Origin of the sequence: Sutcliffiella tianshenii, from assembly GCF_016908565.1 — a bacterium.
In the GTDB taxonomy this organism is placed as follows: domain Bacteria; phylum Bacillota; class Bacilli; order Bacillales; family Bacillaceae_I; genus Sutcliffiella_A; species Sutcliffiella_A tianshenii.
Map to the genome: position 1 here is coordinate 16585 of NZ_JAFBED010000009.1, position 12576 is coordinate 29160.

The 12576-nt window shown below is 44.5% G+C and carries 16 protein-coding genes; 8 read left to right on the forward strand and 8 right to left on the reverse strand.

The window, feature by feature from the left end; translation table 11 throughout:
* Positions 1–153 precede the first annotated feature (153 nt).
* On the forward strand, positions 154–351 hold the full coding sequence (locus JOC95_RS16960) for a hypothetical protein (protein ID WP_204418385.1): 198 nt from the start codon (positions 154–156) through the stop codon (positions 349–351).
* Between the two features lie 52 nt (positions 352–403).
* Here the strand turns inward: JOC95_RS16960 and JOC95_RS16965 are convergent, their stop codons facing one another.
* Both JOC95_RS16965 and JOC95_RS16970 read right to left on the reverse strand, forming a co-directional pair.
* The gene (locus JOC95_RS16965) at positions 404–2101 is read right to left on the reverse strand and encodes a glutamine--tRNA ligase/YqeY domain fusion protein (RefSeq protein WP_204418386.1); all 1698 of its coding nucleotides are present in this window, start codon (positions 2099–2101) and stop codon (positions 404–406) included.
* Between the two features lie 113 nt (positions 2102–2214).
* Complete coding sequence (locus JOC95_RS16970; RefSeq protein ID WP_204418387.1) at positions 2215–2772, reverse strand: hypothetical protein; 558 nt, start codon at positions 2770–2772, stop codon at positions 2215–2217.
* A gap of 88 nt (positions 2773–2860) precedes the next feature.
* On the opposite strand from JOC95_RS16970, the gene JOC95_RS16975 reads away from it, so the two are divergent.
* Complete coding sequence (locus JOC95_RS16975; RefSeq protein ID WP_204418388.1) at positions 2861–3451, forward strand: TetR/AcrR family transcriptional regulator; 591 nt, start codon at positions 2861–2863, stop codon at positions 3449–3451.
* A 366-nt stretch (positions 3452–3817) separates the two neighbouring features.
* On the opposite strand, the gene JOC95_RS16980 is transcribed toward JOC95_RS16975, so the two are convergent.
* Positions 3818–4033: a hypothetical protein gene (locus tag JOC95_RS16980; RefSeq protein ID WP_204418389.1), complete on the reverse strand. Its 216-nt coding sequence runs from the start codon at positions 4031–4033 to the stop codon at positions 3818–3820.
* 21 nt (positions 4034–4054) lie between these two features.
* Positions 4055–4831, reverse strand: a complete 777-nt coding sequence (locus JOC95_RS16985) for a hypothetical protein (protein WP_204418390.1) — start codon at positions 4829–4831, stop codon at positions 4055–4057.
* Between the two features lie 221 nt (positions 4832–5052).
* Between JOC95_RS16985 and JOC95_RS16990 the strand changes: the two genes are divergently transcribed.
* From JOC95_RS16990 to JOC95_RS17000, 3 genes are all read left to right on the forward strand, one after another.
* A complete protein-coding gene (locus JOC95_RS16990; RefSeq protein ID WP_204418391.1) occupies positions 5053–5730 on the forward strand; it encodes a YdeI/OmpD-associated family protein in 678 nt (225 codons plus the stop codon).
* A gap of 111 nt (positions 5731–5841) precedes the next feature.
* Positions 5842–6045, forward strand: coding sequence for a hypothetical protein (locus JOC95_RS16995; RefSeq protein WP_204418392.1), 204 nt, complete (start codon positions 5842–5844; stop codon positions 6043–6045).
* Entirely contained in the window at positions 6026–6343 is a 318-nt protein-coding gene (locus JOC95_RS17000) for a YbjQ family protein (RefSeq protein WP_204418393.1), read from the forward strand. The genes JOC95_RS16995 and JOC95_RS17000 overlap by 20 nt, the downstream gene beginning before the upstream one ends.
* A 39-nt stretch (positions 6344–6382) precedes the next feature.
* On the opposite strand, the gene tatA is transcribed toward JOC95_RS17000, so the two are convergent.
* The 4 genes from tatA to JOC95_RS17020 all read right to left on the reverse strand — a co-directional run bounded on the left by tatA (position 6383) and on the right by JOC95_RS17020 (position 9547).
* Entirely contained in the window at positions 6383–6565 is a 183-nt protein-coding gene (tatA, locus tag JOC95_RS17005) for a twin-arginine translocase TatA/TatE family subunit (RefSeq protein WP_204418394.1), read from the reverse strand.
* Positions 6566–6600: 35 nt separating this feature from the next.
* A complete protein-coding gene (locus tag JOC95_RS17010) occupies positions 6601–6933 on the reverse strand; it encodes a hypothetical protein (RefSeq protein WP_204418395.1) in 333 nt (110 codons plus the stop codon).
* 88 nt (positions 6934–7021) lie between these two features.
* On the reverse strand, positions 7022–7891 hold the full coding sequence (locus JOC95_RS17015) for a cation diffusion facilitator family transporter (protein WP_204418396.1): 870 nt from the start codon (positions 7889–7891) through the stop codon (positions 7022–7024).
* Between the two features lie 186 nt (positions 7892–8077).
* Entirely contained in the window at positions 8078–9547 is a 1470-nt protein-coding gene (locus tag JOC95_RS17020; protein WP_239582983.1) for a glycoside hydrolase family 10-like protein, read from the reverse strand.
* Positions 9548–9947: 400 nt separating this feature from the next.
* Between JOC95_RS17020 and JOC95_RS17025 the strand changes: the two genes are divergently transcribed.
* The 3 genes from JOC95_RS17025 (at position 9948) to JOC95_RS17035 (ending at position 12513) form a co-directional block, all read left to right on the forward strand.
* Positions 9948–10715 carry a MerR family transcriptional regulator gene (locus JOC95_RS17025; RefSeq protein WP_204418398.1) on the forward strand — a complete coding sequence of 256 codons (768 nt, stop codon included), beginning with the start codon at positions 9948–9950 and terminating at the stop codon, positions 10713–10715.
* A 612-nt stretch (positions 10716–11327) separates the two neighbouring features.
* A complete protein-coding gene (locus JOC95_RS17030) occupies positions 11328–11873 on the forward strand; it encodes an RNA polymerase sigma factor (protein WP_239582984.1) in 546 nt (181 codons plus the stop codon).
* The gene (locus JOC95_RS17035) at positions 11857–12513 is read left to right on the forward strand and encodes a hypothetical protein (RefSeq protein ID WP_204418399.1); all 657 of its coding nucleotides are present in this window, start codon (positions 11857–11859) and stop codon (positions 12511–12513) included. Before JOC95_RS17030 ends, JOC95_RS17035 begins: the two co-directional genes overlap by 17 nt.
* The last annotated feature ends 63 nt before the right edge of the window (positions 12514–12576 follow it).

Genomic DNA, 12576 nt, shown 5'->3' on the forward strand with positions numbered 1-12576 from the left:
ATTTGGCATAGCCTTCCCACCGGCATAAAAGACTCCTCCCGTTCCAACATGCTCTTATAACTTTTGGTAGAATCCAAGCGCATTTTATTGAAAAGCCATCACAAATAAGCTAACGTTCAAGATAGAAACAATACCTGAATGGAGAGAGCGTTCATGATGTTAGCTTTAGGTATTCTAGGTGCACTAGTTTTAATAGGGGGACTTTTTGCAACAATCCAGTTAGCGGGACGGGGGGACAAAGAATATCAAAATGAAACAAAGGGGAATGTTACCCGCCTGACCCTTATGTATATAGCATTATTAATACTAATCATTCTAGGTTTTTTCATTTATTTAAAATGGTTTGTATGATTCCCATACGCATCGCGAAAAGGCCCCTGTCTTTGAACAGGGGCCTTTCATTTTATAACTTAAAAGAACTCTTCAGCGATACTATCTCATTGAACACGACTTGATCCTTCGTTGTAAGCTTAGGATCGACATTGAAGTAGCCGTGGCGGAAGAATTGGAATTTCTCCTGTGGCTCGACGCCCTTCATGTTTGGCTCGACAAAGCCGTTCATCACTTGAAGGGAGTTCGGGTTGACGTAATCGAGGAAGGATTTTTCCGTTTCCGCGGCTGCATCATCATTCGCTTCTACATCTGCTACATCCTTCACTTCCGCTTCTTCAGGCTCCTCATTTAGAAGCAATGGCTCGAACAGGCGGAATTCAGCCGGTACGGCCTGTGATGCTTCGACCCAGTGGAGGGTGCCTTTTACTTTACGTCCGGTGAAGCCTGTGCCGCTCTTTGTTTCCGGATCGTACGTACAGTGGATTTCCACGACATTGCCGTTTTCGTCTTTGATGAAATCCTCGCACTTGATGAAATATGCATGCTTCAGGCGAACCTCGTTGCCAGGGAAGAGGCGGAAATATTTCTTTGGCGGATCTTCCATGAAGTCATCCTGCTCGATATAGATCTCCCTTCCGAATGGAATTTGTCTAGTGCCCATTTCCGGATTTTCCGGGTTGATCTCCGCATCCAGCATTTCCACTTGGCCTTCCGGGTAGTTGGTGATCACCACTTTTAAAGGACGAAGGATTCCCATTGTACGCGGAGCCTTCAGCTTCAAGTCCTCACGGATGAAGAAGTCGAGCATCTGGGAATCGACAAAGCCGGATCCTTTGGTGACGCCTGTTTCACGGACGAATGCACGGATCGCTTCCGGTGTGTAGCCTTTTCGGCGCAGACCGGAGATCGTCGGCATACGCGGGTCATCCCAGCCATCGACGAAGCCTTCATCTACAAGCTTCTTCAGTTTACGCTTACTCATTACCGCATTTGTAACGTTTAGACGGCCGAATTCAATCTGTTGCGGGGAGGCTGTCATTTCCGTCTCTGCTACTACCCAGTTGTAAAGGGGACGTTGGTCTTCGAACTCGATCGTACAGATGGAATGGGTCACGTCCTCGATTGCATCCTCGATCGGGTGGGCGAATGCATACATCGGATAGATGCACCATTTATCTCCCGTATTATGATGTGTAGCGTGAGAAATACGGTAGATGACCGGGTCACGCAAATTGATGTTAGGTGATTTCATATCAATTTTTGCACGCAGCACCTTTTCGCCGTTTCCGAATTCACCGTTGCGCATGCGCTCGAAAAGGTCCAGGTTCTCCTCGACGGAACGCGTGCGGTAAGGGCTGTCTTTTCCAGGCTCTTTCAACGTTCCGCGGTATGCGCGGATCTCGTCCGGTGAAAGGTCATCCACATATGCTTTTCCTTTATTGATGAGCAGGACGGCCCTGTTATACATTTCCTCAAAGTAATCGGAAGCGAAGAATAGTCCGTCCCAATCATATCCGAGCCATTTGACGTCCTCTTTGATTGCCTCCACATATTCGGAATCTTCTTTTAAAGGATTGGTATCATCGAAGCGCAGATTCGTCCTTCCGTTGAATTCATCTGCAAGGTCGAAGTTGATGACGATGCTCTTGGCATGTCCGATATGTAAGTAACCATTCGGCTCCGGCGGGAAACGGGTGATCACATGGTTCCGTTTACCAGATTCCAGATCCTCTTTTATGATATTTTTAATGAAGTTAGAATGTTCCAAGTTATTCAACCTTCCTTATTTGGATGATGGGGAAGCCCCACACTTATGATAGTCAATATTGTAACACAAGATATGGGAGGCGCAAAAGCTTATCGGAGGCATTCCGGCAACTTTCAACCCTGTTGATGACCGCTGTTCACAGGCGGCTTCTTAGGGAAAACAGTATAGCTGAAACTGTAAAGGAAATCTGCCCCAAGAATGATGGCCCACAGTCTCATGATGTTGACCAATTCCTCTGTACGCGCGGGATCTCCTACAAGGACGATCATCCCCAATAGAAAGGCATTTCCGATTATCCATCCGAGCAGGTGGCGGAACCAGCCGTTTCTTTCCATTTTTGCATGGGAAGGTCCATGTGTACTCTTTTTGAGCGGTTTAGGACCATTTGAAAAGTGGTAGGCAAAGCGCTCATCCGCCCATCGGATCATGCTTTTACCGAATGCAACCGTCACACCGAGATAAATGGCCGCCAACCCGTGGATGGAAGTAGCCTGCTGGCCATTTTTCAGATCAATGATGGTTGCGACGACAAGCACAAGGTCGATTACCGGAGTGCTTGCCAAGAACATCATTCCGGTCTTTTTCCATTTAAATATGTATCGAGATATCAAACCCAGCAGAATAAAAATCCAAAAGCCAATTTCACATGCAATGATAAGCCAACCAATCATTTATAACCGCTCCTTTTTTAATACAAGTGTGTTAAAAAGATGATAACACAACTGTATTAAAAAAGGCAAGATGTGGTACAATAAATGCATGCCTAAAATAGTAGATCATGAAAAACAAAGACAATTGGTTGCAGAAGCAGTATGGAGAATCATCCGTCGTGAAGGGATGGAGGGAGCCACTGTCAGGAGGATCGCCGAGGAAGCTGGCGTGTCTCCTGGCTCTCTGCGGCATTATTTCGGGACACAGTCTGAGCTGCTTGCATTTTCGATGAGCCTTGTGTCGGAGCGGGTGAAGGAGCGGATTGCCCGTTTGGAGTTTACTGGCGAGCCTCTTGAAGATGCAGAGAAGCTGCTCCATGAATTTTTACCGCTTGATGAAGAAAAACGTGCGGAAATGGAGGTATGGATGGCTTTCACGATCAAAGCACTTTCGGATACCACCCTATATGAATTAAGTTCCCGGGTCTATGCAGAAATGAAAATGGCCGTAAGCTTGATCATCGATACGCTGATAGAAAAAGGTCTTGCACGAGAAGAAATAGACCGGGACGCACAAATCGAAATCCTGTACTCGCTCCTCGACGGCCTGGCACTCCACGGTATCATGCAGCCGGACCACGTGAATGCGGAGGCCATGAAAAACAGTATAGGGTACTACTTGAGAACGATTTGCCGTTGAAATGTCTTGGAACAAATAAACACCACCAGCTAGCTTGTATACCGTTCGTTTTGTGGTGCTTGACAGTTTTGAAGAACCAGCAAAAGTAAAATAAGCGGAGAATTTCCGGTTAAATGCAAAATGTAGCTTGTTTCGGGGGAAATAAGGGGAGTTTTTCCGCTTAAGTACACCCTAAACCCCAATTTTCGCTCTTTTAGAGTCAATAGGCGGAATTTCTCCGCCTATTTCAGCCTTTTTTCATGGTAATTACTAATTAAGCGGAATTTCTCCGTCTATTTATCAGCTCTAATGCTTAGCCTGAACTCCCAACCGTTAAGTGCGAACCCTCTTGAACCTTACAGCTTTCCTACCACCGGTGGTGTTCCTCTATTCTTCCTTAGGATGCCTGAATGAAAAATAACAGACAGCCAAAGACACGACCGTCAAGAATAGAAAAAATAAAGCATAGAGAGGCTTAAATTCAATCAAGAAAAAGTGATAGGTGGTGATTGCGGTAATCAAACCTATCACCGCAAAAACTATTCCTGTAAAAAGATTGCCCAACACGACTAGACAACCAGATGCTCGGTACAATGCTTTCATAATTTCCTTTCCTCCCCATGGTTATTCTGGATCGCGAAAACGGAACATGGATTCATAATAGACTGTCCGCTCGTCGGTCTTGAAGGAATACTTGCTCCAGACGCTCGTCTTTTCGATGGTTTCCTCTGTTTCCACCACCCTGAGCTCATTTGGACCGATTTTCATTACAAGTGAATCGATTACTTTCAATTCTTCGTTATCCTCATTCAAGGCGCGGATCTTCACTTGTACTTCCTTTTCCTTGTCCAGATTGTTTTTTACAAAAAAGATATTGTCATATTGATAGTCAGTGCAATCGCTCAAGCAATCCTTCGTCGACTCGAGGAAAAGGACTGTCATTTCCTCTTCCTGCGCGGAGGCTTCTATCTCACTCATGGCCGCCTCGATATTCAGGACATAGTTCGCCTTCTCGCTAAAAGGCAGGATCCATGCAAACAATAGAAGGAATACGAACCCTAAAGTACCGGTAAACGCCCACATCGCATTGGGATTATGTACTTCTTTTGGCATTCCGCGATGCAAAAATGAAACAAATAAATTGATCAGGGTGAGGATCAGTACAATGCTTCCTGTTACAATGAGCCCGATCGTCAAATCGTGTACATTGGGAAAGATGGAAAGATTGTATGTCTGATAGAAGTAGAAATTGGCGATTCCGGATAACAGGATCAAAACTAGCAGAAGCAGCATCGGCTTTTTCCACTCCGCTTTTTCCCTTTTCCCGCTTTTCACATCCATTAAAGACCATACGATCCAGATGAACGGGAGAGTAAAGATAATAATCATGATAGCGACCATAGGCAGTATCTCTTCCTTTCATAATGTATTGAACACTTTTGTTCTTTACCCGTTATGATGTAAAAAAATCCCACTTGCAAAAGAATTTCTGCCACATTTTATCATAGAAGACCAATCCCTATTTGTAATCTGCAGAAATACCCAATTTAATTGGATGCTGTCCAAAATGAAACATAAGAATGATAAAATATAAGAAAGTAAATCCAAAAGGAGTTCAAACCATGAATTCGGATAAAACGATCATTGAAAAATTGAATCTTACCAAATATTCCAGCCGGCTTGTAATGGGGGCGCCGGAGGACTTGAAGGACTTCAAGGGACTCGAGCATGATGCTTCCATTCAAAAGGATAAGTACGATCTGGTATTCCTGTTTATCTATTCACTCGAGGAGTTCGCCGACTATATCAAGCTTTTGGTGGAGCGTGACCTTGTATTGGACAAAGGCTATGTATTTTTTGCCTATCCGAAGAAGAACAATCCAAAGTACAAGGAATATATCGAACGCGACCGTTTCATCGAAGCGGCCAACATGGATGAAGAGGGCTATATTCCAGGGAGCAACCTGAAATTTTCCAGAATGGTCAGCTTGAATGACGTATTTACCGTGGTGGGACTTAAAGCAGCAGCAAAGAAAACGAAAAAAGCGGAGAGCACGAAGAAAAGCCAGTGTGTGGACGATTACATCGTACATATCGATGATATCCTGGAACATTTGAAAAACAATGAGGATATATTGAAGACATACAATGAACTCACCTACGGCTACCAGAAGGATTGGGCGCGCTATGTGTACAGTGCCAAAAGAAAGGAGACGCAGGAAAAGCGGCTCTTGGAGATGGAAACCATATTAGGGGAAGGATACAAGTCGATGGATCTGTATCGCAGAAAGAATAAGTAAGAGAGGGAGCTGCCGAAAAGTCTCGTGCAGCTCTTTTTTTTGTCGAGAAATATGGGAAGAGCACAGCCCCTATTTATGGTACATTAAAAATAGTGGGAGGAAATGGCAGACATGGAGAAACTTAAAAAGCTATTTATGGCGGTTGCGTTGATAGGGCAGGTTGTGGGAATCGTACTCGTCTTTGTTGACGTACTGCTTGCCGTGATTTTTTACATATTATATGGATTGGCCGTTGTCGCATTGTTCATTGTATTGATCATGGAACGCGACAAGGAAAAAGAGGAGGACGACAAGAATGATTATAGTGACTACTGAAACGGTACCAGGCAAGGAAATTAAACAATTGAAGGGATTTGTCCGCGGTAATACGGTCCAGTCGAAGCATATCGGAAAGGATCTGCTCGCCGGCTTGAAAACCATCGTCGGGGGAGAAATCAAGGAATACACCGAGATGATGACAGAGGCGCGCCAGAAGGCGATTGCCAGAATGGTAGAGGATGCGAAGGCGAAAGGTGCCAACGCCGTCATCTGTGTTCGACTTGAAACGTCCAGCATCATGGCGAATGCGTCCGAGATCATTGCTTACGGGACAGCGGTAGTGGTGGAAGAATAAAATAAGAAGCGCTTGGGACATTCCCAGGCGCTTTATCTGTTATTGATTCTTATTTTGCTTTTTTGTAGCAGGGTCATCCATATCCATCATGTCCTTCATCTCGCGCTTGAACTCAAACAGCGCCTGTCCGGCCGCTTTGCCAAGCTTAGGGAGCTTGTTGGGACCGAAGATGAGGAGGGCGACAATCAGTATGACTGCAATTTCACCTATACCCAGGTTCATATGTGTACACTTCCTTTTCCTTTTTGATTAGCAGGTTAAAAGGATGTGAAGAAAGATAAATAGTTGGATTGATAGAAATGAGGGGATAAGAAATACCTGGCATGCGGAAATACACCCAACGCAAAAGAAGGGAGTAGGTGCCTCGAAATGATGGGAGGGATCTGCCATTTTGGATTTACCGCTGCCTCTTCATTCTTGCCTGAAGAACCATTCGCATCATTGCCTTTGGAAGGCTGAACTAGTGCCAGCTCGTTTTCCATGCTGGCTTCAGATAGAATGTGCACTGTCTGATTGCTCACAGTTTCATGCTTTAAACCCAAGTAAAATACCATGCCAACAATCAGTGGCAGCAATAACCCTTTCTTCATCGTTTCTCCTCCTTTCGTATGGATTCCACTAAATTATACTTGATAATGTGATATCCGCAATAAATATAGGGGCCAGGCACCCTGGTAATTATTGCGGCTCGACATGTACATGGACACTGAAGACGCCATGCTCTTTCATCAGTATCGATTCCACGTAGGTGGCGATGTCATGGGCTTCTTTTATATCAAGGTGGGGTTTCACGAGGATGACCACGTCCAGCACCTCGTTATTGCCGTAGTTCCGCCCTTTGAGCTCCTTGATCTCTTCCACGCCGTCCGCTTCCTGGATGACACTTTCGTAAAATGCCAGCTTCTTTTCATCAAATCCATCCGAGAGTTCATGGGAGGATTGCCGGAAGATACCCCATGCTGTCGTACAGATGATCGCGCCGACAATGATGGCGGTGAGGGTATCGAGCCAAGGCATGTTGAACTGTGAACCGATAATACCGATTGTCGCCCCGATGCTGACCCATGCATCGGAAATGTTATCCTTCGCCGCAGCCATGACCGCTTTGCTGTCGATCTTTTGTGCCAACCGTTTGTTATAGCGGTATACCCCATACATGACAACCGCAGAAGCAAGGCCGACATATCCTGCCAACATATCCGGAGACTCATTCCTGCCCTGGAATATGGTACTGATCCCGTCCACCAATACTTGAATTCCTACGGCAAACATAATGAAGGAAGCAATCATGGAAGCAATCGTTTCACTTTTCCAATGGCCATAGGCATGGTCATCATCTGGCGGTCTTTGTGCAAGCTTCAGGCCGATCAGTACGGCGACAGAGGCTATGATATCCGTTGCATTATTCAATCCATCCGCTCGAAGTGCAGAGGAGTCGCTTATGTATCCGATAAACAATTTTATGGCAGACAGAACAAGATAGGCGATGATACTGATGATCGCCCCGCGTTCGCCAAGCTTCAGATTCTGATATTTTTCCTGTTCCATTTCATATAATGCCTCCCTTAAAGGTCTTTGACTATCATACCAATAGGAAATCGGGTGGGTCTAGAGCAACCTTTTTGCCCATTTTTATATATGTAGGAGAACAGAAATATTGTTGGAAAAGGGAAAAAGAGGCATCCCAGGAAGACTTTTGCCCCCATATGGAATGCCTCTTATTCTATGAATCTACTATTTCACCACTTTTACAATCTTCGCATCCTTGCTTTCCACACCGGTGTTGGAAACCGAGGTCACACCATACGTGTACTGCTTGCCTTCTTCAACTGTGCTGTCCACAATAGTGGTAACGCCATCTGCAGAATAAACGACATCCACGATATTCGCCGGATTGCTGTAATCCCCTTCTTGAAGTCCGTCGAAGCGGTAGATGACATATTTTCTTGCATCAGAGTGCTTTTTGTCATCTATGGTAAGGGTGATGCCATTTTCCGATTTGTCCGCTTTCACCGTGTTCGGCTTCTTAGGAAGCTCTTCGCCATTCCATGCTGTAGCAGGAACGAGAGCCGGCTCCGTATAGATTTCATTCGTAAGGATATCTGCATATCCTAAGCTGTTTTTAATGATCTGTCTTAGGGAGAAGTGCATCTGACCTTGTGTGTTTTCGTCCTGGCGGTTGTCAAGGATCTGGCCAGGAAGCTCGTATGGGTTATACCAGTTCTGGTCGGGGTTGGCCCCCACCTTATAGTCGGCTGTACCAATGTAGAGGTTCACTGGATGATTGTACGCATATTCCTCTACTTCGTTGCTCCACCAGTCAAGCAGGATGGAGTAGTCCGCAACTGCAAATCCGCGGGACCAATAGATCTGCGGCGTGATATAGTCGATGCTGCCGTCCTTGATCCACTGTCTTGTATCGGCATAAAGGTCATCATAGTTCGTTTGACCGGCCTGTGTCTTACTTCCAGTCGGGTCCATTGCAATATTTCTCCATACACCGAACGGAGAGATACCGAACTGCACCCAGCTCTTTGTTTCCTTGATGGTGGAGTTGATCGCTGCAACGAGTGTGTTTACGTTATCGCGTCTCCAGTCACCGATGTTATCGAATCCGCGCGGGTCCGCCTCGAATTGTGCTTGGTCAGGGAATTCCTCCCCAGCTCTGCGATATGGATAGAAGTAATCATCCATATGAACCGCTTCAATGTCGTATTTGCTTACAAGCTCTTCGACAGTAGAAAGGAGATAGTCCTGTACCCCTTGGATGCCAGGGTTCAAGTAGTATTGAGGACCATATTTCACGATCCACTCCGGATGTTCTTTTGCCACACTTTCGGGTGACAGGCTGTCCAATGATTCAAACGGCATCGTTACACGATATGGATTCACCCACGCATGCACCTCGATGCCGCGCGCATGGGATTCATCAATCATGATCTGCAGCGGGTCATAGCCAGGATCGGTTCCTTGGGCCTTTCCAGTCACATACTTGGACCACGGATCAATTTCAGACGGATAAAATGCATCTGCCGTAGGCTTTACCTGATAGATGATGGTGTTGAAATTTTTCCCCTTAAGAAAATCAAGCGTCTGCTCAACCCAAGCGGTATAATCCGCTTCATTCATGCCAGCTCTCATATCAATGTTCTGAACGGTGGCAATCCAGGCTGCCCTCATCTCATGCTTTGGTTGGTAAGCCATTTCTGCACTCCCTTTCGCGGTAAAAAGAGGGAGAGTTAAGGTGAACAGTAATGCCGTTATCATTATGTATTTACATGCTTGTCCAATTTTCATTTGTAGCCCCTCGCTTTCATATTTTGTTTGTTAACGCTTACAAAACTAATCGTTGAAATAATATTTCAAGAAAAGTTACAATAGTTGAAATATTATTTCTGTTATTATTATAAAAGTAATGACAAAAATGGTATATAGAGCCAAAGAAGCAAATTACTGAATATTCAAACTTGTATTCTTGGTAGTTTCGACACAGGTTGCGTAGTTATTTGGGACTAATTCGAGCATCGAAATAATTTTGTTTAAAAAAGCTATTTACCTTTACGCTACGTCAAGGTGTATAGTGAAATTGTCAGGAGGTGAGCACATGGAATATACCGTGCAGAAGCTAGCGGAATTGGCGGGGATAACGGGTCGGACCTTGCGCTATTATGATGAAATCGGGATTCTTAAGCCGGCAAGAATCAATTCATCTGGATACCGCATTTATGGTCAAAAGGAAGTGGACCGCCTGCAGCAAATCCTTTTTTACAGGGAGCTGGAGGTGGATCTGGAGAGCATCAAGCAAATCATGACCTCTCCGACCTTTGACCCGGCTCATGCATTGAAAGAACATCGCGAAAAACTTCTGACAAAACGTGAGCAATTGAATCAGCTGATTGCCAATGTCGATAAAACATTGGCGGCGCAGGAAGGGAGAATAACAATGAGCGACAAGGAAAAATTCGAAGCATTCAAGCAGAAGCAAATAGATGAAAACGAAAAGAATTATGGCAAGGAAATCCGTGAGAAGTACGGAGAAGAGGCTGTCGAAAAATCCAATGCAAAATTCAAAGGCATGAGTAATGATCAGCATGCCGAAGGGGAAAAACTCGGGCAAGAGATTCTGGATGTTCTGGATGCTGCGATGCAGACGGGCGATCCTGCCGGGGACCTCGGACAAAAAGCGGCTGCACTGCATCACAAGTGGCTGGGCCTATACTGGGACAGCTATTCCAAGGAGGCGCATGCAGGACTTGCACAGATGTATGTGGATGATGAGCGGTTCACCGCATACTATGACAAGAAGACCCCAGGCACCGCAGCATTTTTGCGGGATGCGGTGTTTGTTTATACGGGGACGGCGAAGGACTGAGAGAATAGTTTGGCAGGCGGCGCGTGAGGTGCTGCCTGTTTTTTTTTGAGGGAAAAGGGAAGCGCGAGGATTAATGTCGGTTGCGTGAGGAAAAGTCGGGCTAATGTGAGAATCCGGGACGGTTACGTGAGGATAAAACGGAGTTCCGTGAGAATAGGTCCGACTTGCGTGAGGATTAGGCAAGATGAAGGTGCGAAAAGGTGCTCAAACGAAGTTACACCATCCAAAGAAGAACGGATTTTATGAAAATAGGTGACTAGCCACTTCCACCGCATGTGGTAAGCGGCTGAAAATGAAGTTCGAAAGAGAAAAGGCTGGAATAGAAAGCGTGAGAATGCAGGCGGGTTGCGTGAGGAAAAACTGAGTAGCGTGAGAATCCAGGACCGTTACGTGAGAATAAAACGTGGTGTAGTGAGAAAAGTTGGAGTAGCATGAGGATATTTGAATGCCCATAACCCATAATCATGACTTGTTTTTTAATAAGAAAGCAACGCGATTTCCTTTTCAATAAATCCGAACACAAACATTTAAAGTATGTTTCAATAAGCTTGTAACGGATTTTAAACTCAATCGACTATTAGATATAAAGAAAAGAGCAGAGGGGGCATTCGGTTGGGGGAACATAGTAAAAGGGATGCGTTTATTCGAGAGGTGTATCAGCCATTTTATCAGGATGTATATCAATTTTGCCTTTATTTTACGAACCATGAAGAGGAAGCGAAGGATCTCACGCAAGAGACTTTTATTAAGGCACTGAAAAACATAGATAAATTTCAAGGGAGATCGAGCACGAAGACTTGGATCATTTCAATAGCAAGGAATACTACTATAGATCATCATCGAAAGAAGAAATTTCAAAGGCTTCTTCCGCATAAATGGGCAAAGGAGCAAATTACGTCCACATCTTCTTCAGATTATAAAGTAGAAAATCAAGGTGATTGGGAAGTGTTACAAAAGTCGCTGGTGAAATTGAAAAGTGACTATAGACAGGTGGTTATTTTGAGAGCATTAAAGGATTTTTCCGTCAAAGAGACTGCCGAAATACTTGGTTGGAGTGAGTCCAAAGTACGCGTTTCCTATCATAGAGCCTTAAAAGAAATGAGAAAAACAGTAGGGCTGGATTCGGAAGGAGTGGTGTTCTATGAAGAAGCAGAATAGCTTGGAATGGTTAGAGCCATTGAAAAATAGACCAAACCTCTATATGGATGAACAGGATAATCTAAAGATTGAGAGAGTATTAAAAAACAACAGTCTCAAACCTAGTAAACCCTTCTACATTCCAGCTTTACTGGTAACGGTGGTTGCTGCACTTGTAATAGCTTTTAATTTCCTGCCTCTGGTTTTCGATAAGGAAAAGGGAGCACCTTCCTCTGCGGAAGAGAAAAGCTCTCTTTCCACTGAGCTTCTTGAAGATTTATCAGCATTTGAAGAGATAGATAAGCCCATTTTCCATGCTGCGTATCTACCATTTGAAAGAGCAAATATTGTGTCTGATCAGCTTCCTGGACCATATTGGAAATATGTTGATGTGAGATATTCTAGTCCCAAACAAGAAATTATTTCTTTGCAGGTGTATTTTTTTGAGGCAGATGCAGATTTAAACTATGATTTCTCAGAAAGAGCAGTAGAATACAAAACGAAACAGGGAAAAAATATTACTTACGAAAAAAAAGCAAATGGTTATAGTGTTGTATGGAATGAGAGCGAAAATATCCAACTGCTTTTATTAGTAAGTAATCGTGATTATCCAGTAGAAGAAATTGGAAAAATAGTAGATTCGGTTAAAAGGTACGAATAGTTAAACGCTCACTTCTGTCGACGGAAGTGAGCGTTTTTATAAAATTTAAAGGTTTCTCACTAA

Bases quoted from the DNA above. Each gene is read 5' to 3' on its own strand.
- JOC95_RS16960 (WP_204418385.1), top strand. From the start codon at position 154: ATGATGTTAGCTTTAGGTATTCTAGGTGCACTAGTTTTAATAGGGGGA.
- JOC95_RS16970 (WP_204418387.1), bottom strand. From the start codon at position 2,772: ATGATTGGTTGGCTTATCATTGCATGTGAAATTGGCTTTTGGATTTTT.
- JOC95_RS16975 (WP_204418388.1), top strand. From the start codon at position 2,861: ATGCCTAAAATAGTAGATCATGAAAAACAAAGACAATTGGTTGCAGAA.
- JOC95_RS16980 (WP_204418389.1), bottom strand. From the start codon at position 4,033: ATGAAAGCATTGTACCGAGCATCTGGTTGTCTAGTCGTGTTGGGCAAT.
- JOC95_RS16985 (WP_204418390.1), bottom strand. From the start codon at position 4,831: ATGGTCGCTATCATGATTATTATCTTTACTCTCCCGTTCATCTGGATC.
- JOC95_RS16990 (WP_204418391.1), top strand. From the start codon at position 5,053: ATGAATTCGGATAAAACGATCATTGAAAAATTGAATCTTACCAAATAT.
- JOC95_RS16995 (WP_204418392.1), top strand. From the start codon at position 5,842: ATGGAGAAACTTAAAAAGCTATTTATGGCGGTTGCGTTGATAGGGCAG.
- JOC95_RS17000 (WP_204418393.1), top strand. From the start codon at position 6,026: ATGATTATAGTGACTACTGAAACGGTACCAGGCAAGGAAATTAAACAA.
- tatA (WP_204418394.1), bottom strand. From the start codon at position 6,565: ATGAACCTGGGTATAGGTGAAATTGCAGTCATACTGATTGTCGCCCTC.
- JOC95_RS17010 (WP_204418395.1), bottom strand. From the start codon at position 6,933: ATGAAGAAAGGGTTATTGCTGCCACTGATTGTTGGCATGGTATTTTAC.
- JOC95_RS17015 (WP_204418396.1), bottom strand. From the start codon at position 7,891: ATGGAACAGGAAAAATATCAGAATCTGAAGCTTGGCGAACGCGGGGCG.
- JOC95_RS17020 (WP_239582983.1), bottom strand. From the start codon at position 9,547: ATGGCTTACCAACCAAAGCATGAGATGAGGGCAGCCTGGATTGCCACC.
- JOC95_RS17025 (WP_204418398.1), top strand. From the start codon at position 9,948: ATGGAATATACCGTGCAGAAGCTAGCGGAATTGGCGGGGATAACGGGT.
- JOC95_RS17035 (WP_204418399.1), top strand. From the start codon at position 11,857: ATGAAGAAGCAGAATAGCTTGGAATGGTTAGAGCCATTGAAAAATAGA.